This is a genomic window from Agaribacter flavus (genome assembly GCF_042646125.1).
Taxonomy (GTDB): Bacteria; Pseudomonadota; Gammaproteobacteria; order Enterobacterales; family Alteromonadaceae; genus Glaciecola; species Glaciecola flavus.
Map to the genome: position 1 here is coordinate 37,082 of NZ_JBHRSW010000007.1, position 22,540 is coordinate 59,621.

A 22,540-nucleotide genomic window follows, 5' to 3' on the forward strand; every position below is an offset into this window, starting at 1 on the left:
CGTTTACGCCTTCTAACGAGCTTTAGGAATTTTAATGACTACTGATACCTCTAAGATAATTTATACTATTACAGACGAAGCACCCGCCTTAGCTACGCAATCATTATTGCCAATTATTGAAGCCTTTACCGCGTCTTCTGGTATAACTGTCGAAACGCGTGATATTTCACTAGCTGGTCGTATCATAGCTAACTTCCCCGAGTGTTTAACCGAAGATCAAAAAATCGGTGATGCCCTCAGCGAGCTAGGCGAATTGGCTAAAACACCTGAAGCTAACATTATCAAATTACCGAATATCAGTGCGTCTGTACCACAGTTGCAAGCAGCAATAAAAGAGTTGCAGGCAAAAGGGTATGCATTGCCTGATTATCCAGAACAAGCAACAAGTGACGAAGACAAAGCTGTTCAGGCGAAGTACGCGAAAGTCCTCGGTTCTGCAGTTAATCCTGTATTGCGTGAAGGAAATTCTGACCGCCGTGCCCCAGGTTCAGTCAAGCAGTACGCGCGCAACAATCCTCATTCTATGGGGGCTTGGTCAAAGGATTCAAAATCTCACGTGGCTCACATGTCAGGTGGCGACTTCTACGGAAGTGAACAGTCTACAACTGTATCTGGCACTCAGGATGTGCGTATTGAGTTTGTATCGGAAAGTGGTGATGTAAGCGTTCTCAAAGAAAAAGTGGTACTTCAGGACAAAGAAATTATTGATGCATCAGTAATGAGTCAGGCTGCGTTGGTTGCATTTTTCGAAAAAGAAATAAGTGCAGCTAAAGAGCAAGATGTTTTGCTTTCATTGCATATGAAAGCCACGATGATGAAAGTGTCTGATCCGGTAATTTTTGGACATGCAGTAAAAGTATTCTTTAAAGATGTATTTGAGAAGCACGCGGACACTTTCTCACAAATCGGCGTCGATGTTAAAAATGGGTTGGGTGACGTCTATGCTAAAATCGAAAAACTACCGGCTGATTTAAAAGCTGAAATTGAAGCCGACTTAGAGGCCGTTTATACCACTCGCCCAGACATGGCTATGGTAGATTCTGATCGCGGTATTACTAATTTACATGTACCGAGTGACGTGATTATTGATGCGTCCATGCCAGCTGCTATTCGAGCTTCTGGCCAGATGTGGGGGCCAGATGGCAAACAAAAAGACACTAAGTTTATGATCCCAGACCGCAACTATGCGGGTGTTTTTGCAACAGTTATCGATTTCTGTAAAGAAAATGGCGCATTTAATCCATCTACCATGGGTACTGTGCCGAACGTGGGTTTAATGGCTCAAAAAGCAGAAGAATATGGCTCTCACGATAAAACATTTATTTTGAACGGAAACGGTGTTGTGAGAGTGGTGAATGATGCTGGGGATGTTTTGCTTTCACACAATGTGGAATCTGGTGATATTTGGAGAATGTGCCAAGCTAAAGACGCGCCTATCCAAGATTGGGTTAAATTAGCCGTCAGCCGTGCTCGAGCAACAGGTGTGCCTGCGGTATTTTGGTTAGATGAAAATCGTGCCCATGATGCCGAGATGATCAAAAAAGTGAATGCTTACCTGCCCAATCACGATACATCAGGTTTAGACATCCTGATTATGAGCCCTGTTGAAGCAACCGCTTATACCTTGGAGCGTTGCGCTAAAGGTGAAGACACTATATCGGTAACTGGCAACGTGCTTCGTGACTACCTCACTGATCTATTCCCCATTTTAGAACTCGGCACGAGTGCCAAAATGTTGTCTATTGTTCCGTTGATGAATGGCGGAGGTCTGTTTGAAACTGGGGCAGGTGGTTCAGCGCCGAAACATGTACAGCAGTTTGAAAAAGAGAATCACTTGCGCTGGGATTCGTTGGGTGAATTTCTTGCATTGGCAGCGTCTCTTGAACACTTGAGCAATTTTGCAGACAACAAGAAGGCACAAATACTTGCCGATACCTTAGATGCTGCAACAGCTAAGTTTCTGGAAGAAAACAAGTCACCTTCTCGTCGCGTTAACGAATTGGACAATAGAGGTTCTCATTTTTATCTTGCATTGTATTGGGCACAAGCACTCGCTGCGCAAACAGATGACGCGGAGCTTCAATCGCAATTCTCGCCTATTGCGCAAGCTTTGACAAAAAATGAAACAACCATTGTTAGCGAGCTAAATGATGCGCAAGGCGTGGCTGTAGACATTGACGGGTATTACTTTGCGGACAGAGACCTAGCCGCCAAAGCTATGCGTCCAAGCAATACCTTAAACGGAATACTTGCTTCATTGTAAGTCGCTCGTATACAAACTGAGCACTATAAAATGCCACGATCCAACTAAGGATTGTGGCATTTTTATTGTCGCGAAGAAGATTTGTTTCGTCTTCATGTCTTGTAAAGACATCGCACACTCCTTCCAATATATTTTATTCCATCCTGTAACTGTGGCCTGAATTCGCATTATAAGAGTAGTTCACTAACTCTTAATACTGTAAATCTCAAATTTTGCGATTATACTGTCCCGTTCGGGCAAACATAAATTTGCAAGTGAGTAGGTTAACTAAACAGTAAAAGGAAAAGATGTCACCTCAAGATTATGTGCGGCGCGGGCATGCTAAGAAGTCTAGTGCAAAAAAGAATAACAAAACAAAGCCTCATCAAACGCCTTGGTTTAGGATTTGTGTTGCGGCGTTGCTTTTGTTTGCATTTGGCTTTGGTTTATATTATCTGCAAACAAAGCCACTCAACACTAATACTAGTGAAGAAAGCGCTCTCACTGAAACTAGTGCCAGCAGCCCAAAAAGTAAAGATGTTACAACAACAAAAAAGGCTGCTGAAGTACTCCCTGTTTTGAAAGAAGAAGAGTGGACATTTATTGATTCATTGCCTGAGTATTCTGTAGAAGTAGAGATAGAAACACTACCTGAGTCTGACAAAAAATATATTATGCAGTGTTTTTCTGTTCGCTCAATCGAAAGGGCTGAAGCTTTGCGAGCAAAAATTGCACTTCAAGGTTTGGAGGCGAAAGTCGTGGAGAGCAATGGAAACAATGGCCACTGGTACCGAGTGGTACTAGGACCATATGATCGAAAAAGAGCCGCTGAAAAAGACCGCCATCAGCTTAAAAGAGCAAACATTCCTGGTTGTATTATTTGGTAATTGTTGACAGTTCAGGTTTATTAATACCGCACTCATTAAATAGCATTGAACTTATTGGTTAGTGATGTCCTACAAATTTACATCGCGTGTAACGGTTTTTCTGCTATTGAAATTTAATATATCTCCCCCATTTACTTCTCATTCGCAGTTGCGCAAATGAGGAAATCATCTATGCAACTGTCAAGTTTTTAGGAGTAAATTAATGACAACGATTGTATCGGTGCGCAGAGGAAATCAGGTAGTAGTAGCAGGCGATGGTCAAGTGTCACTGGGTAATACGGTGATGAAAGGCAACGCTAGGAAGGTCAGACGTTTGTACAATAACAAAGTGTTGGCGGGTTTTGCTGGTGGTACTGCAGATGCGTTCACTTTATTTGAGCGTTTTGAAAGCAAACTTGAAATGCACCAAGGCCATCTGACTAAAGCAGCTGTCGAGCTAGCAAAAGATTGGCGCTCTGATCGTGCGCTGCGTAAATTAGAAGCCTTACTTGCGGTTGCCGATCACAGTGCTTCGCTAATCATTACAGGTAATGGCGATGTGATACAACCAGAGCATGACTTAATAGCGATTGGTTCTGGTGGTCCTTTTGCACAAGCAGCGGCTACGGCATTAATTGAAAACTCCGAGTTAAATGCACAGGATATTGCCACAAAAGCGTTGACTATTGCGGGTAACATTTGTGTTTATACCAATCAGCATCAAACCGTTGAAGTCTTAGACTTTTAAAACGCGGCACAGAGGTAAAGAATTATATGTCGGAAATGACACCCAGAGAAATTGTTCACGCTTTAGATAATCATATCATTGGTCAAGCCGACGCGAAGCGCGCAGTATCTATTGCATTAAGAAACCGCTGGCGTCGCATGCAACTTTCGCCAGAACTTCGACAAGAAGTTACACCCAAAAATATACTTATGATTGGCCCAACAGGAGTGGGTAAAACAGAAATTGCTCGTCGTTTAGCCAAGCTGGCAAATGCACCTTTTATAAAAGTGGAAGCAACGAAATTCACCGAAGTTGGATATGTCGGAAAAGAAGTCGAGACAATTATTCGAGATCTTGCCGATATCGCAGTAAAAATGACTAAAGAAGAGGCGTCTAAAAAAGTACGTTTCCGTGCTGAAGAAGCGGCTGAAGATCGTATATTGGATATTTTGCTACCGCCTCCAGAAAACTATTTTGGGGATAAGGAGCCTACTGAAGAAAAAGGCGCACGTCAGGCATTCCGCAAAAAATTAAGGGAAGGTGAGTTAGACGACAAAGAAATTGAAATTGATGTCTCACTGCCCCAAGTCGGTGTTGAGATTATGGCTCCCCCCGGCATGGAAGAAATGACAAACCAGCTTCAAGGTATGTTCCAAAACCTCTCCGGCGATAAAAAGAAGAAAAAGAAATTAAAAATTAAAGATGCTTTCAAGCTGTTAACTGAAGAAGAATCTGCCAAGCTAGTGAATCAAGAAGACTTGAAGGAACAAGCCATCGAGTCGCTTGAGCAAAACGGGATCGTATTTATCGATGAGATAGATAAAATATGTAAGCGAGAAGGCACGGGTTCAGCCGATGTGAGCCGAGAAGGTGTGCAGCGTGATTTACTGCCTTTAGTTGAGGGTTCGACTGTATCGACAAAGCACGGTATGGTGAAAACCGATCACATTTTGTTCATTGCATCGGGGGCTTTTCAAATGGCTAAACCCTCGGATTTGATACCAGAACTACAAGGTCGATTGCCGATTCGCGTTGAGCTTTCAGCACTCAATGTTGATGATTTTGTGAAAATCTTAACCGAACCTAATGCATCGCTTACTGAGCAATACAAAGCCCTTCTTAATACTGAAGGTGTAGATATCGAGTTTGCTGATAGTGGTATTCGCAGAATCGCTGAAGCGGCTTGGCAAGTAAATGAAAAAACAGAAAACATTGGCGCGCGACGCTTACATACTGTAATGGAGCGGCTCATGGAAGAGATCAGTTTTGACGCTTCCGATAAGAGTGGCGAAGCATATACGATTGACGAAGCGTACGTTAACGAGCATTTAGAGGCGCTCGTAGATAACGAAGACCTGAGTCGGTTTATACTGTAAGGCAATGCTTGAGTAGGGGTGGCTCCGTGACTATGCACCCTCTCTAACATAGCATGAAAATTGTATCGTCCTTGATACTTGAGTCCGCAAGCTTTTATTCACTACATTGATGTTTTGCGATAGCAAACATGGCTTGCTGGCTCAAATGATGCAACATTGCCTTCCGTTGCAATTATTGCGACCATTTTCCTCGGTTTTACATCTTCCTTGTTTTTGCATACAAGTGATTGCTAATACGCCACTTGTTGATCAAATCCTTTGATCAAGTTTACTTTTCCTTGTGGTATGCTTTTATCCCTAATTATCAATAATTCCGTGTTTGATAGTGCTGCTTCCTAGCAGTGATGACAATATTACTATTACTCTTGTTTTCGCAAAACTGAACGCGGGAACGGTTTTACAGGATTAGGAAGGTTCTTGCTAAAATACATCTGTATCCTTGGTTTGCTATGCTTTGCATGTATGCAAAGTGTGTTTGCCCAACAAGAGTTTGATATTATTGGTCTTGATGATTCTGTGATTGAAGACAATGTTCGCTTACATTTAAAGGATGTGGCGATACCCACAAGCTCATTCAACACCGATAAATATATTGAGGCATTATCGCAAAAGGTAGAAACCGCGGTACGCGCTTTTTCTTACTATGATGCTGCAATATCTATTGAAAAACAGTCGAACATGGCTGATGAAAACACTTGGCTTATCCAAATCTCGTTAGGAGAGCAAACTTCCGTCAAAAATGTCGTTCTTTTGCATGATGTTGAGGACGTGCCAGTTGCCGCAAGGCCGAAGGGGCTAAACGACCTCATTCAACAAATTCAAGCTTGGCAAGGTAAGCCGCTCAATCACAGTGATTATGAGTCGCTCAAAGCCAAATTACGTGCCTACAGTGTACTTTACGGCTTTTTTGATTTCAGCTTTCCACTGCACAAACTGATTATTACACCGGGCAAAGAAGGCCAAGCAAGTAGTGCAACCGTGCATTGGATTTTTTACTTCGGAAAACGTTATAAGTTTGGTGGTATTGATTATTTGGAGCAAAAAGTCGGTAGTGATCTGGTAGAAAAAGTGAAGCCTTTTAAACAAGGCGATTACTTTTCTCAAGCTAAGGTCAGCGAGTTTTCAATGGCCATGCAAAGTACCGGATATTTTCAAAATGCCATTGCGCGAGCAAATGCAGATAAATCAACTGACTTTGAAGTGCCAATAGAAGTGATATTAACCGCGCGTCCGAGAGACAACTATGAATTTGGTGTTGGTGTATCGACAGATTCGGGACCTCGTTTAACCCTCGATTGGTCTAGGCCTTGGGTCAATCTATCTGGACACACCATTAAGGCAAATTTACTGCTATCGCAACCAAGAAAATCTGCGGAGATTGCCTATCGAATTCCTACAGGCAATCCATTAAAAGATTTCATTGATATTCAATTGGGCTTTCAGCAAATTGATGAAAACCAAACTGAAAGTGACCAGTTTAGTCTGGCGATACAGCGACAATACGGTGCTCGTTTAAATGGTGAGTGGGATATTATTGGCTTTATGCGCTATAGCCAAGAAAGTTTTCGGCAAGGTATTGATGAAGCGAGGCAAACCACACGCCTGTTTTTACCCGGTGTCACTTTTAGTCGTCTTCGCAAAAAAGGTGATTTATTTGTGGAGTGGGGAGATCGACAACAACTTACCCTCTCGGGTGCAAGTCAATCACTGTTATCTGACATTGATTTTACTAAACTACTCATTCGCTCAAAATGGATTAGAGAATACAGTAAGCATAGGGTAATTATGCGGGCTGATCTTGGTGCAATTGCGAGCAGTGATTTTGAGCAGGTTCCTGCCAGTGAACGTTTTTTTGCTGGTGGTGACCAAAGTATTCGAGGTTTTGGCTTGAATGAGGTATCAGACTTTAGATTTGAAACCGTTGACGATGAACAAAAACTAGAGTTAATTGGTGGGCGTTACCTGAGTGTAGGGAGTGTAGAATACGCTTATAAGGTTCATGCAAAATGGCGTGCAGCGATATTTGTTGATGCGGGTAATGCAAGTAGGGAATTTGCAAAAGATCTCGCATATGGAGTTGGCTTTGGTGCGCATTATCTTTCACCAATAGGTAATATTCGTTTGTATGTCGCAAGGGGAGAAAGCGCGTTAGAGAAAAGCTGGGGAATACATTTGATTATCGGGCCAGGGGTATAGTGGATGATGTCTAAAGTGACTAAATACGCGGCCTTGAGTTTTTTAAGCCTTGTGATCTTTTTACTTGCCGTTGCGTTGATCCTACCTAGCCACTGGGGATTGAGCGCCGTGGGTTACTTCGCCAAGCAAACAGGTATCGTTGATTACGAAGACCTGCGGGGAAGTTTGTACAGTGAGCTTTCATTCAGTGGTTTAAGCATTGATCTTTCTGCGGCTCGGGTGGATCTATCAAGTGTCGGGATAGATGTGGGTATCTCATGTCTATTGGATGGACAAATTTGCGTTGAATCATTGAATTCGACAGAGATCGTCGTACGTATAAAAGAGACAGAAGTCGATGAAACCGAGTCTTCAGAGCAAGGTGAAATCTACATTAAGCTTCCAATAGACCTGCTGTTGAGTGAATTTTCATTTGGCTCTCTTTTAATTTTTGCGCCCAATCAAGAGAGCGTAATCAAAGTCGACAGCTTTGAAACTGCTTTGCTTGCGAGCGAAAGCGTCGTCGATATTTCTAGGCTAAATATAGAGAAAATAACGACTTATTCTGCTCAGCATAAAGTGCAAGGCGATAGTAATACTGCCAACAACACTATTGGCACCAAACCAGCAGACAAGGCTTCGTCGTCTTTGTTTTCCTTGGAGGAAATAGCGGAAGCCTTGTCGCTTGCTCCTCAGATTAACTTGCCAGAAATCTTTGTTCCAATTAACGTATCATTGAGTAAAGCCAAGTTAGAAGAACTGCACCAACGGCCTTCTTTTAGTTATTCACAATACATCGCAAATGATACAGTGGCATACACCACGTCAACATCATTACTCAGTGAGCTACAAGCTTCATTCGCACTACACAATCAAATTTTAAAAGGTGAAATGGGGCTATTTGGCAATAATTTGCTAGGCGGCACTCGGCTACAGGCCGAGTTTGATATCGACTTTGACACAAACTTATCTCACCATGTGAGCATCCTTGCACGGCGCAACAGCAAGGCTATTAAAGCCGATCTCAAAGGCACGATAGACTCGACAAACTTAGTATTAAGTACGGATGATAGCGAGTTAGTGGCTGCGAAATTTGAGCAAGATTTCCGCGATGAGAACCTCCCCATCAATGCCGTTATCCGTATTGTTAGCACTAATGCTATTTTGGATTTCGCTAAGCTCAAAACCGGGTTCAATATTGAAAATAGCCAATTGCATGTAAAAGGCGATTGGTATTCAGGCTTTCAAGTAGTGGGTGACATAGATTTACTTCATCCAGCAATAACAAAAACAGCATTAGAAGATGAGCATGTTGAGAAGGGCAGCCGTTCCTCTATCAGCGCAAAAGTCAAACTTGCCCCTGCGCAGTATGTTTTGGATGTGAGTGAATTTAGTAGTAGTGGTGAGATTGGGCAATTTAGCTTTGCCGGTCGTTCGCGTTTAGCAAAACAGCAACAGACTAAGCAATCGTCTTGGATCGCGGAAAATAACTACGAGGTCAACATTCAGGAGTTAATGCTTTCTATTTTTACCGAAGGCTTACCAGAAAACCTGTCGGGTGACTTATTGGTAGACACGCGCATCAACGAAAACAGTCTAAAGATGAGTGTGCTTTGCAAAGATTTACAAGCGAATTTAATGCATGTCGCCTACCTTCTCAACTGTGACGTGGGCTTAACAGAAGCTGGACGACTCGATATAAAGCGCATCGATGCAAAAGTCGGAGACAATTCGTTAACGCTTGAAGGAGACATAAACTTTCCTTCATCAGCTTTGTGGGCAATGGAGCAGAATTGGTTAACCCAAACATCGCTTGATATTACAAGCCAACTAAATGCCCCCTCACTCAAGCAAATATTACCAAGTTTGACTGGTTCTGTGACCTTGCAAGGTGCTATACGAGGCAAACTGATTGCCCCACAATTGGATATTGAAGCAGAGTCCAAAGAAATAAGCTATGGAAACAGTAAAGTATCAAGAGCTATTGTAGAAGCATCGATGCGGAGCCAAGACAATTGGCAAACGAGTTTGCTAGTCAAAGCTGAAGATATCACTGTAGCGGAGCAAAATCTGCATTCTCTATCCTTTTCAGTGGACGGAAACTTAGCTGAACATGAGGCAAAGTTGACTGCTGGAAACACCGAATATAGGGTGTTTCAAGTTCTCAAAGGTGGAATAAGCTCTTTGGATACGCCAATATGGCAAGGTCGTTGGCATACAGGGCAGATGCAACACGAAATACTTGATTTGGCCCTGCGTTCACCGATAGATATTGTCGCCAATTTGGATGAGCAAGCTATATCTTTGAGTGCACATTGTTGGCATGACAATAAAAACGCAAATAACCAAATTTGCTTTGACGACACAAAGTATGCCAACGGTGAAGGCGCTGTCGCGGCTACACTTTCTTATAACCTAGCTACAATCGCTAGCTATATTTTGCCTGAACTGGTGATGACGAGCTCTGATCTACCCTTAACTACTTCTTTTCAAGCGGTTTACGACAAAGATTTAGGGCTATCTGCGCAACTCAACAATCTAATACGCGGGCGTTTAGACACCCCTCAGCATCAAATAAACCTAAGTGCTGTCGTTGCGAATTTAGAGCTGAGCGAACGTGCGCTTAGCGCCAATGTTTTTGCAGGTAGTGAGCTTACAGGTACGATAGGCCTTAAATCGAAGTTGTCACTGACTCCGCAAAATAGAGAGCATGCGGGCTGGGTGGGTATCAATAAATTCGACTTGTCGGTACTGCAAGAGTTTTTGCCGATTATTGATTCTCTAAAAGGCGATGTGAACGCCAATATTGGTTTTTCAGGTAATGTCTCTCAGCCGAGTCTACGCGGTGAATTCACGGTTGATGATGGGGAACTAATATTAGAAGCTTATACTTATCCACTGACTGGCTTTAATCAGCGTTTAACATTTGATGGCGGCCACGCGGATATTTCAGGTGGGTTTTACCTCGGGAAAGGGGAAGCAAGCTACAAGGCCAAGGTAGATTTATTTGATGGCTTTAGCGCATCGGGGGAGATTCTGGGTGACAAGCTACAGTTTGCTTACCAAAGCCAAAAAGCACAAATTTCACCTGATATCCGCTTTTCGCTTACACCAGAAAATATAATGGTAAAGGGTAAGGTAGTAATGGATGAGACCTTGGTGCGTATAGAGTCACTACCAGAGAGCGCCCGTTCACCTAGCTCAGATACAATCATTATTGGACAATCACCCTCTGCACCCATTTTACCAATAGGCCTAGATGTAAATCTGGCATTGTTGATCGACCCAGAACAAAAGGGTTTTGTCCAGTTGGAAGCAATGGGATTGTTTGCTGCACTTCATGGCGATTTGAATGTAAAGATATTGCAACGTCCAAGAACCAACGAAGAAGGTTTTTTGCCGATGCAAACATTCGTTAATGGGCAAATTAAATTACTCGACGGCAACTATGAGGCTTATGGGCAAAAACTGTTAATCAGGCGCGGTAATATCTACTTTAATGGCGAACCGAGCTTACCGCAATTTGATTTGTCAGCGATTCGCAATCCGCTATACACAGAAGATGATGTCATTGCTGGTTTAAACGTTACCGGAAACCCAGTATTACCGCGTGTAGAATTGTTCTCAGAACCAGCTATGACGCAAGCTCGGCAACTTTCGTATTTGCTTCAAGGCCAAGACATTTTGAGTTCATCCGGTGGAGAAGAGAGTTCTCTTAACACAAATTTGATTAATGCCTTGGTTAACTTTGGCGTAGGACGCAGTGAAAACAGGGTCGGCCAGCTAGGAAGAAAGCTGGGCTTTGACTCTCTGAATTTCCAAACGGCAGGGCAGGGTGAAAATACACAACTGCAACTAACTGGCAGGATATCAGACGATCTTCAAGTGACTTATGGCGTGGGTGTGTTTGATTCCGCTAGCGAGGTGATCTTAAAGTACAAATTGCTACCCAAGCTGTTTTTACAAGCTAAAAGTGGTGTAGATAGTGCGGTTAACTTGTTTTATCAGTTTAGTCATGGGAGAGTTGAATAGTGCGCAGGAAGTACTGCGCATGAAATTACGACTTTCTTCTTAAGCATGGAGTACCAAGTCTCGATAATAGTTGGCGACTAAGGCGTGACGGTTTCGTATTTGTAATTTTCGATATATGTTGGCGCAATGAAATTTGACCGTTCTCTCGCTAATAAACAAATCATTGGCAATCAGTTTGTTCGGTAAGCCTTCCATAATTTTCATGGCGATTTCTTTTTCTCTTTTTGACAAATTATCGATATCTTCTACGGTATTTACCTTGTTTATTTGGATCATGAGTATTCCTTTATAAGTTGTTTCCATTAAACGTGTTGATGGGTTGTTGCAGAGCCTCGTGCTCGACCTGAATAATTAAACGTCACTTTCAGTCTTTTGTCTGAGCGAATTTGGACAATTGTTAACAAAAAGAGGACAAAAAGCTCCTGTGTCCTCTTTTTGTTACTGAACGAAAGTGTTGCTATTGCTGGTATTCACCTCATTTCAACGGGATAAAGTGAACACGTCAAAGATGGGTTGCTAGGTGCTGCTAGTTATAAGGGAGCTAGGCTATATTGGCGATTGCGAATAGCCAAGAGTGAGTCTTCATCTGCTTCCCCTATTTTAAAATAAGCAGGGCCTGTAGGCTCTATCAATACATAGGGGACGCCTTCGTGCTTGACGGTTTTCTCGTTCGGTAATGCACGCAAGCCGATTGCTAAGAGTGCGTGATTAGGTAGCAAGACCATGCTAACTTTTATTTGTTCGTTGTATGCCTGCAATAACGCAGCAAAAAGGGTAGATTTGCTGTCACAATCCCCCCTGTTTTGCAGTATCAAGTCTTTCGGAGAAGCAAAGCCAGAACCATTCGACGATATACGACTGCGTAAATCGTTATATGGAATACTCTGCACCCAACTGAGCGCAATGCTAATGAATTCACGGTAGTCTTTCGTATTTTGTTGTATGGCTTTTATTGCGTCGACAATTGGCATCAGCGCGTTTTTGCTATCTTCAACATATCTTTCAAAATCATGTTGGATGCCAGTCTCTCCTTGGGGGGAGGTATAGTTTAAGAAATAGTTTTCTTTATAATATTCGCGTTTAACTTTTTCTTGCAGATTTTCGATATGTGCTAGGGTCGCTTTCGCTACTTTATCGTTGGGCGCACGCACTTGGTACTCGGTAGTCAGGCCTAACCGGCTAATAACGACTTGCACGCCATCTGCCGATACTTCAACTGCGTATCGCCGGATTGCCGCCACGATCTCTTGTTGAAGCAATTGATTGTTATAGCGTATAGGTGAGTCGGGCAGTTGTTGAAGGCTGAAGTTGTTAAGAGCAAAATTGATGGCAAAATGCCTTTCACCATCAAACCAGCGATACTTAAATATTGTTGCTTCTTCAGTTTGTTTTTTTTGAAAACTAAGCTGTTTGCTCAAGGCTTCATTCGGAGCGAATACAAGCCACAAAAATGATAAGCAAACAAGTGTCGTTCTATTCACTACCAAACCAATTTAATTGCTTATGTAAGCTCACTACGCCGCCAACGATGATCAAGGTTGGCGGTTTTACTTGGCCTAAGCTGGGGTGAGTACTAATGTCTGCTAGTGTTCCCGTTATGACCTTTTGCTCGGTTCGGGTAGCATTTTCGACTAAAGCTATAGGGGTATTCTCATCTAAACCGTGCTGAACCAGCGAGTCACAGATTATGCTCAGTCCTGTCAGCCCCATATAAAAGACGAGGGTTTGATTTTTTTGTGCAAGCGCTTGCCAGTTTAAATCAATGCTATCGTCCTTTAAATGACCTGTCGTAAATACAACGGACTGCGCATAGTCGCGATGCGTCAAAGGGATACCACCGTAAGTCGCTGCCCCTGTTGCAGCGGTAATGCCTGGCACAACTTGAAACTCCACTTTGTGTTCAATCAGAGTCTGAATTTCTTCACCTCCACGACCAAATATGAAAGGATCACCGCCTTTTAGCCTCACGACTCGATTGCCTTCTTTTGCCAACTTTGCAAGTAAATGATTGATCTCGTCTTGGGGGATAGTATGGTTGCTTTTTGCTTTTCCTACATAGATTTTTTCGGCGTCTCGTCGGACTAACTCCAAAATTTCTTTAGATACTAAGCGATCGTATACAACAACGTCGGCTTTTTGCATCAGTCGCAAGGCTCTGAAGGTCAGTAAATCTGGATCGCCAGGGCCGGCGCCAACAAGGTAAACTTGCCCTGCTGTTTTGTTATCATTCTGAAAGGCTTCAAGACTGCGTTCAAACTGTTCGTCGGCTAAGGCAACATTTCCTTGAAGTACATTTTCGCCAATATCGCCATCTAATACGTCTTCCCAAAAATAACGTCGCTCTGTAACAGTATGCAAAGCTTTTTTTACTTTGTGCCTAAATTTTTCAGAAAATTGACCAAGTAAGCTCACTTTAGCGGGGATAACGGATTCCAGCTTTTGACGTAAATAACGAAGCAGGACTGGCGCTACGCCGCCACTCGACATGGCAATAATAATGGGATCTCTATCAACGATAGACGGCGTAATAAACTTACACAAGGGTGTATTGTCAACCACATTGACCAAAATACCCTTTTGCGTAGCCAAATCATGAATACTTTGATTAACAGACTCATCATCGGTGGCGACAAACACCATATTAATACCATCTAAATCGCTGTCTTCAAACTTTCGTCGATGCAATGTAAGTGCATGCTTATCGACTAATTTCTCTACGGTATCACTGACCCAAGGCGCAACAAGAGTAATCTGAGCAGGTGTTTTTAAAAGCAATTCACATTTACGCGCAGCTACTTCACCTGCCCCAACAATGAGGCAGCGTATATGCTGCGCATCAACAAAAATTGGGAAGTACTTCATCTGTGTTTAGCTCTTACGAGGACGCTTTGGCGGTTTGTCGCTCCATGCTCTAATATTTAGTCGCTGACCAGACACGCGTGCCTTTTGCAGAACGTCTTGTGTTTCTTTTGGCATTCCGTCAGGTAAATCGACGAGTGAGTAGCTTTCGTGAATATCAATAGCGCCGATGTATTGGCTGTCAATACCTGCTTCATTGGCAATTGCACCAACAATGTTACCAGGCTTTACGCCGTGCACATAGCCAACGTCAAGACGGTAGCGTTGAAAGCCCTCTTCTGGCTTGCCTCGGCTTCTAACATTTGACTTGCGATCACCACGCTCATTGCCTCGACCATTTCTGTCGTTTCGACGACTATTCCGATTATCACGTAACGGTCGGTCGTCTCGAGGAGGACGAGCGTTTAGATCGGTGCTGTTTGATTCGTCCAAAAATAAAGGCTCATCACCTTGAGCAACTTTCGCCAGTGCTGCCATGATGCGTTCTGGCGCAGCTTCTGCCTCACGTACGATGGTGTCAATAAGAGGCATAAAGGACTCTAGAGCATCGTCATCAATGGCATTAAGCACGTTGCGAGTAAATTTTTCGACGCGTGTCTCGTTTAGTTCAGACACCGAAGGAATATTCATTTTTTCGATGCGTTGTTTGGTCGTTTTTTCAATTGAAAACAGTAAACGTTTTTCACGATGCGAAATAAACAGAATCGCATCACCTGAGCGACCCGCACGACCAGTACGACCAATTCTGTGCACGTATGACTCTGTGTCATAAGGAATATCATAGTTGATTACATGGCTAACTCTTTCGACGTCTAGCCCACGCGCCACAACATCAGTCGCCACTAAGATATCAATTGTCCCGCGTTTTAATCGCTCTACTGTTCGCTCTCTCGCATTTTGCGGAATATCACCGTTTAGGGGTTCAACATCATAGCCGCGTGCACTTAGCTTATCGGCAAGCTCTAAGGTAGCTGTTTTAGTGCGCACAAAAATGATCATGCCATCAAACTCTTCCACTTCCATGATCCGAGTTAGGGCTTCTAGTTTGTGATGGGGGGCAACTTGACAGTAGCGCTGTTTGACCGTACTCGCTGTTGCTGCTTTGGCTGCAATCTTTACCTGTTCTGGGTTGTTTAGATATCGATTGGATATCTTTCTAATTTGCTCTGGCATTGTTGCCGAAAATAAGGCTGTTTGTCGTTGCTCAGGCGCATGAGACAAAATTAATTCGACATCGTCAATAAAGCCCATTCTTAACATTTCATCCGCTTCGTCTAATACTAAAAAGCGTAAGTTATCTAGTTTTAGGGTTTTGCGCTGTATATGGTCAATAATTCTGCCCGGCGTGCCAACAACCACTTGGACACCGCGTTTTAGCTGGCGAATTTGGTTGTCATATGACTGCCCACCATAAACGGGTAACACTTTAATTTTTTTAGAAAAGCTCGCATACACTTGAAACGCTTCAGCAACCTGAATAGCGAGTTCTCGAGTAGGGGCTAATACCAATAGTTGAGGGTACATTGCATCAGGGTCAACTTTTGAAAGCATAGGTAATGCAAAAGCGGCAGTTTTCCCCGTACCTGTCTGCGCCTGACCAAGCAAGTCATGGCCTTCCAACAAGAGTGGAATACTCTGCGCTTGGATGGGAGAGGGTTTCTCGTAGCCTACCTTTTCGAGCGCTTGCAATATTGGTTCAGGTAGGTCAAGGTCGGCAAATGTGATATCGACAGTGTCGGTCATTTTTAATAAATCCTGGTAAAACTAGAAATGGGGCAAAGCAGAGAGGATGCGAACGCCGGTAAAGTGGTCTTATTATATGCTAAATGATAAGCAGATACCATTAAACTATTGCACAAAGCTGTGGTTTAATAACAAAATATCAGGGTTAAACTCGATAAGCGCAGCTTAGTCGATGGATTTTTTTAAACGAGGATGTTTTATGCAAGCTAATATTAGGCAAGTGAGCGGCGGCAGCGCCACAAGCTTACGTCGCGCGGTTATTCTAGTCATTTTTACAATGTTTGGCTTAGTGGCTTGTTCTGGGAAAACTAGTGAAGAGCATGTAACGCAAGCAAAGGTATTTCTCGAACAAGGCGATACACAAGCTGCCATTGTTGAACTGAAGAACGCTATTCAACTAGAGCCGCAGTTGGCTTCTGCACGATTGGAACTGGGTAAAGTATATTTACAGGTAAATGATTACGCGTCGGCGGAAAAAGAGCTGTCACGTGCAATGGAGTTAGGGCATCCCGCTTCAGAGGTCATTCCCTACCTATCTGAAGCTTATCAACGAACCGGCGCGAATGTCGCACTTGCGGAAATTGATATTGACGAATCGGCGCTAACAAGTATTGAGCGTTTGGAGATTGGTTACCGAAAATTGCAGTCATTGCTTCAACTAGATAAAAATGATGAAGCTAAAGGCCTTATTGATGACTTATTACAAATTGACTCAAGCTCGGTATACAAGGGGCTAGTCAGCGCTGTGGATAAAATTCTTAATGAGGATTTTGTCTCTGCTTTGGAGATCGCCAAGGAACTAAAAGAGCAAGCGCCTTTAAACCGAGAAGTCTTAAATTTCACTGCACGTATGTACGTCATCAACGAACAAGTTGCAGAAGCCACGAAAGTATACGAAGACTACATCAAAGTTGCACCAGACGATATAGAAATTAAGTTTGCGCTGGCAAATATGTTAGTGGAACAAGGTGAAACGGAACGAGCGGAAAAACACATTGATGAGTTGTTGGCAATCAATGAACAAAATGCTTTTCTCAACCAATTGAAAGGTGTCACGCGCGCTGCGGATGAAGATTTCGCTGCGGCCTTAACATACAGCGAGAATGCAATTAAGTATGGCCGCGCAGATCCTACTATTAGATTAGTCGCAGGTTATTCAGCATACCAGTTGGGCGAGTTTGAAAAAGCAGCAGGGCATTTGGCATTTGTCGCAGAATTTTTACCTGACGACCACCCTGGGTTACGAATATTGGCTGCTAGCCAGTTGCAAGCAAATATGGGCGACCAAACTGATGAAGTACTATCTCGATTGGGTGACGTGACTGCACAAGATGCAACATTATTCTCTAGAACAGGTTACGAATTGCTAAAAGCAGGGGATGAAGAAGCTGCAAAAGCGGTAATCGAACAAGCAGAAAAAATTAGTGAAACGGCTGATGATTTAACACGCCTAGGTATTTTGAAGTTGTCATTAAATGACATTGAAGGTTTAATAGACTTAGAAAACGCAGTAAACAAAGCGCCTGAATCTGTTACCGCTCGGACAACGCTTGCCTCAGCCTACTTGGCTGCAAATCAATTGGATAAGGCTGCGGAACTTGCATCTGAATGGCAAAAAAGCGATCCGGCTTCAATTGACGGATATTTATTGCAAGTAGAAGTTGAACAACGCAACAAGCAATTTTCTGAGGCACTCGATACCCTAGATAAAGCCGCGAAACTTGACCCAAAGAGTGAGGGTATCCAAGTTGCTAAAATTCGTCTTTATCTCAGGCAGCAAAAGAATGCGGAGGCACTAGAAGCGACTGAGCAGTTGCTTAAACAATCGCCATCGAATGCAATTGGGTTAGCGAGTTTGTTTGCACTAAAAGCAAGTGATAACAAAGTAGAAGAGGCGTATGAGCGAATAAGAGAACAGTTAAAGCTTACTCCTGATCGCTTGGCTATCAGAGTGCTAGCAGCGCGCGCGGCGTTGTTACTGAACAAGGCAGAAGAAGCCTTAGGGTTTTTAAAAGAAGTACCTGCTGATAAATCCACGCCGACGCAATATTGGACAATACTAGGGAGTGCCTATCTACGTGCAAATAAAGTAAATGAGGCTGAAGCGCACTATACAAAGTGGGCTGAGTTATATCCTCATCAAGAAAATGCGGTGCTGGGACAACTCTTAGTTCTGGATGGCAAGCGGGAATACGAAAAAGCCCTAGATGTGGCAGATGATTTCTTAAGGCGTGAAAATAACTTACAAGTGTCATTCATTCGCACCTATCTACTCGCCATGAACAATCGAGTGACAGAGGCAAAGCAAGCGCTAGCTGAAACCGACGCCAAATATCAAAAATTGCCATTTTTGCGAGGGGTAAACGCGCGTATTTCGCTTTTGGAAAACAGACCTGAAGATGCAATTGAAGATGCCGACGCAGCCTATCAAGCAAATAGGAATGTGAATAATCTATTGGTGTTAACACGTGCTTATGACTTGTCTGGGCAAGGTGCAAAAGCATTTGCTACTCTTTCTGCTCATGACGAAGCCTTCCCAAATGACCCAAGAGTACTCATGCTTTTGGCTGAAAAGCAAATCAACCAAGATCCAAGCACTGCTATGGTAACTTATGAGAAAATATTGACGCAGACCCCAAATAACTTTGTTGTACTGAATAACTTGGCTTATCTATATCTTCAACAAGGTGATTTGAGCAATGCAGAACGCTTATCGAAACAAGCCTATGATATTCGCCCTGCAAATGCTGCAACTGCAGATACATACGCACAAGTCTTGGTTAAACAGGATAAGGTAAGTGAAGCAGTAGAAATTTACAAGCGAGCGATCACTGATGAGGTTAAAAATGAAGAGATACTATTAAACTACGTTGAAACCTTATTTATGACCGGCAGTACCGTTGTTGCACAGCGTCGTTTGGACAGTTTACGTTTAACGCTGCCAGCGTCAAAAGAACGGGCTGAGCAACTTAAAAAAACTTACGCTTTATAATCTCATTTGAGGACATATATCGTATAATCACTGGCATCAGATTGGCGATATTGTGACAAAGGCCTGCTTATATGCAGGTCTTTTTAATGGGTAAATAAGTAAATGATTGATACACTTCATCGGGGCTTACTCAAGCTTCGACACAACAAAGCTTTCGAGTTTTTTGTCATTGCGGTAATCATTGTGTCTGCGCTCGAGATAGGCGCAAAAACATATGATCTGTCGCCAACCTCACTATTAATAGCAAAATACTTAGATGTGTTTATCACGGTGTTTTTTCTGCTTGAAATAAGTATTCGCTTTATTACGGAAGAAGATAAAAAACGATTTTTTCATTCGGGCTGGAATGTATTTGACACGGTAGTGGTGGTGATCAGCCTTATACCCATTGATGATTCTGAAATGGCACTGCTAGCGCGTTTAATTCGAATATTTCGTGTGTTGCGCATGATTTCAATCGTACCAGAGTTGCGCGTGCTCATTAATTCACTATTTATTGCCCTGCCTCGTCTGGGGTACGTCGTATTACTCATGTTTATTATTTTTTACATATATGCTGCAGTGGGGAGTTTTTTATTCAGTGAAATCAACCCAGTGCTTTGGGGTAATATCGCGATTTCAATGCTTACACTCTTTAGAGTCATGACCTTTGAGGATTGGACTGACATTCAATACGAGACAATGGAAGTCTATCCAATGAGCTGGGTGTTTTATATGACCTTTATCTTTTTCACAGCTTTTGCTTTTTTGAATATGGTAATTGGGATTGTAGTGGGCGTAATGGAAGAAGAACACACAAGAGAACGAGAAGAAAAGCGTAAAGAGCTAGAAAAAAATCAACCCACCCTAGTTGATTTACAAGCGCAAATTGCCGCGTTAAGCGAACAAATTAAGCAGCTTAAATAAAAGTGTACTAATTTTATGGTAAGCCGATAGTGATATTAATTGCCAAAATAGAGTTAAATAATTAGAAGGTAAATATTATGGTATTAGCCAAATCCTTGTTGACCGCGACCTCACGTGTTGCTTTAGCAAGCCTTGCAATGTCTACGTTTTTTTGGGGAGGAGCGCTTGCGCAAGCTTCACAAAGTGAGCAGGTTGACGGGCTTTCCTTGTTTAGTTTTGAAGATGGCGCTATCCCAGTTGACATTCAGTTGATCAATGCTGACGCTGAAATTGTAAACACGGGGGAGGGGGTCACCGATGGTAACAAGGCTTTGCGTGTTAAATTTAAATCCTCGTTTCACGAGTATGCCGCGATAAGCTTTACACCGAAAATTCCTTACGATTGGAGTCATTTAGATGACTTTAGCCTTGCCTTTGATATCGCTAACGAAGGTGATTTGTCTACACAGTTGTATTTAAATGTGGGTGATGCAAAGTGGCAATCATACACGCGCAGTATTGTCATACCGGTTGGGGGTTCTAATACGTACTATTCAAAAATGATTGGTCATGACTTGGGTAGCCCTGATACAGGATTGGGAGATAAAGTAGAGCTTAATCTTAGCTCTGGCCTTCGTTCAAATCCGCCAACATGGGAATCTGATGATAGACAGTTTGTATGGATGTGGGGCTCTAAACATTTGGATACCAGCGCTATCCGCACATTTTCTATGAGTGTTCAGTATAATCTACATGATAAGGAAATTACCTTAGACAATATTCGTTTACTTCCGCACCCTGAATTGAATGAGGACTACTTAGTCAACATCGTCGATAAATTCGGTCAACCTTCTCGCATGGAATATGAAGAAAAAGTTCACTCTGAAGAAGAACTCTTAAGTGTCCGTGACAGCGAACTAGCGGAGTTAAAGGCCAAGCCCAAAATCGCTGACAGAACAAAATTCAGCGGCTGGAAAGATGGGCCCAAATTTGAAGCAACTGGCTACTTTAGAACAGAGAAAGTTGGGGATAAGTGGAGCCTTGTCGATCCCGAGGGGTATTTATTCCTTACAACCGGTATTGCCAACATTAGAATTACTGATGCGAGTACATTGACTGGCTATGATTACGATGCAAATCTAGTCGGTGCGAGAGGACCCAAAGATGTGAATCCAGCGATCACGCAGGGTTTAAATCCTCCAGCAATTAAAGCCATTCCCAGCCGTTCATTGGTGTCAGAAACCAGAAAACAAATGTTCGAATGGTTGCCCAATATGGATGATCCTTTGGCAAGCAGCTACGGTTATCGCCCAGCAGCGCACTCTGGCCCGATGAAAAAAGGCGAGGTGTTTAGCTTCTATATGGCAAATTTAGAGAGGAAGTACGGAGAGACTTCACCGTATTCGTATCTTGAAAATTGGCGAAATGTGACAGTGGATCGGATGCTAAGTTGGGGTTTTACTTCATTTGGCAACTGGGTTGATCCAATGTTTTACGACAATAACAAGATCCCTTATTTCGCTAATGGCTGGGTAAACGGCAATTTTAAAACAGTATCCAGTGGTAATGACTTTTGGGTAAGAATGCCTGATCCCTTTGATCCGGTATTTGCTCAAAGCGTTGAAAACACCGTCACGCAAGTCGCACGAGAGGTCAACAATAGCCCTTGGTGTGTTGGTGTCTTTATTGATAACGAGCACAGTTGGGGACGCCCTGAATCCTTAACTACAGAACTGGGTATTGTCATTAATACGCTTGGAAGACCTGCAAGTGAGTCTCCTACTAAAGCTGTTTTTGTCAAAGAAATGAAAGCTAAGTACCGCAAAATTGCCAAGTTAAATGAAGCATGGGGTCTAAACCTTCGTTCTTGGAAAACGTTTGCAAAAGGTGAATTCGAAAGCAAGTTAAACGAGCAAAATTCTGCCCAAGTTGCTGACTACGAGCACCTACTTTATACCTATTCCTCAGAATATTTTCGGATAATTAGCGAGTCTCTAGACAAGCACATGCCTAACCATATGTACATGGGTGTGAGGTTTGCTGATTGGGGAATGCCCAAACCTGTTGTTAAAGCTTCCGCAAAGCATGTGGATGTCGTGAGTTTCAACCTCTACAAAGAGGGTATTACTCAGCATAAATGGAAGTTTTTGGAAGATTTGGATATGCCTACGGTGATCGGCGAGTTCCATATGGGAACCAGTGCTTCCGGTTTCTTCCACCCCGGGCTTATTCATGCGACTGACCAGCAAGACCGTGCCAGAATGTATAAAGACTATATGTACAGTGTACTCGATAATAACTATTTTGTGGGTGCTCACTGGTTCCAGTACTTGGATTCACCTATTTCAGGGCGTTCGTGGGACGGTGAAAACTACAATGTCGGCTTTGTCTCGGTTACGGATATTCCTTACAACGCGATGGTAAAAGCAGCGAGAGAGCTTCACAGTGAAATGTACGAACGTCGTTTTGGTGACCTAAAAAATAACAAGTAAGTCGATGCTTCTACAACCCTGTTGCGCTCATGGTCAAGGCTATGAGCGCAGTGTTACGTTTTAGGTATTTGTCGTTAAACGTGGCTAATTTGTCGCAACTTAATAATTTTCTTAGATTATTGTCTTACACAGTTTAATCGAACACCTAGGA

13 protein-coding genes are annotated in these 22,540 nt (G+C 42.9%); 9 read left to right on the plus strand and 4 right to left on the minus strand.

Annotation, left to right across the window (positions count from 1 at the left end):
- Positions 1–34: 34 nt before the first annotated feature.
- The 6 genes from ACFOHL_RS05930 to ACFOHL_RS05955 all read left to right on the plus strand — a co-directional run bounded on the left by ACFOHL_RS05930 (position 35) and on the right by ACFOHL_RS05955 (position 11,418).
- Positions 35–2,263, plus strand: a complete 2,229-nt coding sequence (locus ACFOHL_RS05930) for an NADP-dependent isocitrate dehydrogenase (RefSeq protein WP_376919290.1) — start codon at positions 35–37, stop codon at positions 2,261–2,263.
- Positions 2,264–2,550: 287 nt separating this feature from the next.
- Positions 2,551–3,129 carry an SPOR domain-containing protein gene (locus ACFOHL_RS05935; RefSeq protein WP_376919291.1) on the plus strand — a complete coding sequence of 193 codons (579 nt, stop codon included), beginning with the start codon at positions 2,551–2,553 and terminating at the stop codon, positions 3,127–3,129.
- A 202-nt stretch (positions 3,130–3,331) separates the two neighbouring features.
- Positions 3,332–3,856 carry an ATP-dependent protease subunit HslV gene (hslV, locus tag ACFOHL_RS05940; protein WP_376919292.1) on the plus strand — a complete coding sequence of 175 codons (525 nt, stop codon included), beginning with the start codon at positions 3,332–3,334 and terminating at the stop codon, positions 3,854–3,856.
- Positions 3,857–3,882: 26 nt separating this feature from the next.
- Entirely contained in the window at positions 3,883–5,211 is a 1,329-nt protein-coding gene (gene hslU / locus ACFOHL_RS05945) for an HslU--HslV peptidase ATPase subunit (protein WP_376919293.1), read from the plus strand.
- Positions 5,212–5,628: 417 nt separating this feature from the next.
- Complete coding sequence (locus ACFOHL_RS05950; protein WP_376919294.1) at positions 5,629–7,407, plus strand: autotransporter assembly complex protein TamA; 1,779 nt, start codon at positions 5,629–5,631, stop codon at positions 7,405–7,407.
- 3 nt (positions 7,408–7,410) lie between these two features.
- The gene (locus ACFOHL_RS05955; RefSeq protein ID WP_376919295.1) at positions 7,411–11,418 is read left to right on the plus strand and encodes a translocation/assembly module TamB domain-containing protein; all 4,008 of its coding nucleotides are present in this window, start codon (positions 7,411–7,413) and stop codon (positions 11,416–11,418) included.
- Positions 11,419–11,457: 39 nt separating this feature from the next.
- Here ACFOHL_RS05955 and ACFOHL_RS05960 read toward each other — a convergent pair whose 3' ends face one another.
- The 4 genes from ACFOHL_RS05960 to ACFOHL_RS05975 form a co-directional block, all read right to left on the minus strand.
- Positions 11,458–11,694, minus strand: coding sequence for a helix-turn-helix domain-containing protein (locus ACFOHL_RS05960; RefSeq protein WP_376919296.1), 237 nt, complete (start codon positions 11,692–11,694; stop codon positions 11,458–11,460).
- A gap of 254 nt (positions 11,695–11,948) precedes the next feature.
- Complete coding sequence (locus ACFOHL_RS05965) at positions 11,949–12,899, minus strand: hypothetical protein (protein ID WP_376919297.1); 951 nt, start codon at positions 12,897–12,899, stop codon at positions 11,949–11,951.
- Positions 12,892–14,280, minus strand: a complete 1,389-nt coding sequence (cysG, locus tag ACFOHL_RS05970; protein WP_376919298.1) for a siroheme synthase CysG — start codon at positions 14,278–14,280, stop codon at positions 12,892–12,894. Before cysG ends, ACFOHL_RS05965 begins: the two co-directional genes overlap by 8 nt.
- Positions 14,281–14,286: 6 nt before the next feature.
- Entirely contained in the window at positions 14,287–16,020 is a 1,734-nt protein-coding gene (locus ACFOHL_RS05975) for a DEAD/DEAH box helicase (protein WP_376919299.1), read from the minus strand.
- A 199-nt stretch (positions 16,021–16,219) separates the two neighbouring features.
- Between ACFOHL_RS05975 and prsT the strand changes: the two genes are divergently transcribed.
- The 3 genes from prsT to ACFOHL_RS05990 all read left to right on the plus strand — a co-directional run bounded on the left by prsT (position 16,220) and on the right by ACFOHL_RS05990 (position 22,389).
- On the plus strand, positions 16,220–19,012 hold the full coding sequence (gene prsT / locus ACFOHL_RS05980) for an XrtA/PEP-CTERM system TPR-repeat protein PrsT (protein ID WP_376919300.1): 2,793 nt from the start codon (positions 16,220–16,222) through the stop codon (positions 19,010–19,012).
- 102 nt (positions 19,013–19,114) lie between these two features.
- Entirely contained in the window at positions 19,115–19,918 is an 804-nt protein-coding gene (locus tag ACFOHL_RS05985; protein WP_376919301.1) for an ion transporter, read from the plus strand.
- Positions 19,919–19,995: 77 nt separating this feature from the next.
- Positions 19,996–22,389, plus strand: a complete 2,394-nt coding sequence (locus tag ACFOHL_RS05990; protein ID WP_376919302.1) for a beta-galactosidase — start codon at positions 19,996–19,998, stop codon at positions 22,387–22,389.
- Positions 22,390–22,540: the final 151 nt, after the last annotated feature.

Bases quoted from the DNA above. Each gene is read 5' to 3' on its own strand.
- ACFOHL_RS05930 (WP_376919290.1), top strand. From the start codon at position 35: ATGACTACTGATACCTCTAAGATAATTTATACTATTACAGACGAAGCA.
- ACFOHL_RS05935 (WP_376919291.1), top strand. From the start codon at position 2,551: ATGTCACCTCAAGATTATGTGCGGCGCGGGCATGCTAAGAAGTCTAGT.
- hslV (WP_376919292.1), top strand. From the start codon at position 3,332: ATGACAACGATTGTATCGGTGCGCAGAGGAAATCAGGTAGTAGTAGCA.
- hslU (WP_376919293.1), top strand. From the start codon at position 3,883: ATGTCGGAAATGACACCCAGAGAAATTGTTCACGCTTTAGATAATCAT.
- ACFOHL_RS05955 (WP_376919295.1), top strand. From the start codon at position 7,411: ATGATGTCTAAAGTGACTAAATACGCGGCCTTGAGTTTTTTAAGCCTT.
- ACFOHL_RS05960 (WP_376919296.1), bottom strand. From the start codon at position 11,694: ATGATCCAAATAAACAAGGTAAATACCGTAGAAGATATCGATAATTTG.
- cysG (WP_376919298.1), bottom strand. From the start codon at position 14,280: ATGAAGTACTTCCCAATTTTTGTTGATGCGCAGCATATACGCTGCCTC.
- ACFOHL_RS05975 (WP_376919299.1), bottom strand. From the start codon at position 16,020: ATGACCGACACTGTCGATATCACATTTGCCGACCTTGACCTACCTGAA.
- prsT (WP_376919300.1), top strand. From the start codon at position 16,220: ATGCAAGCTAATATTAGGCAAGTGAGCGGCGGCAGCGCCACAAGCTTA.
- ACFOHL_RS05985 (WP_376919301.1), top strand. From the start codon at position 19,115: ATGATTGATACACTTCATCGGGGCTTACTCAAGCTTCGACACAACAAA.
- ACFOHL_RS05990 (WP_376919302.1), top strand. From the start codon at position 19,996: ATGGTATTAGCCAAATCCTTGTTGACCGCGACCTCACGTGTTGCTTTA.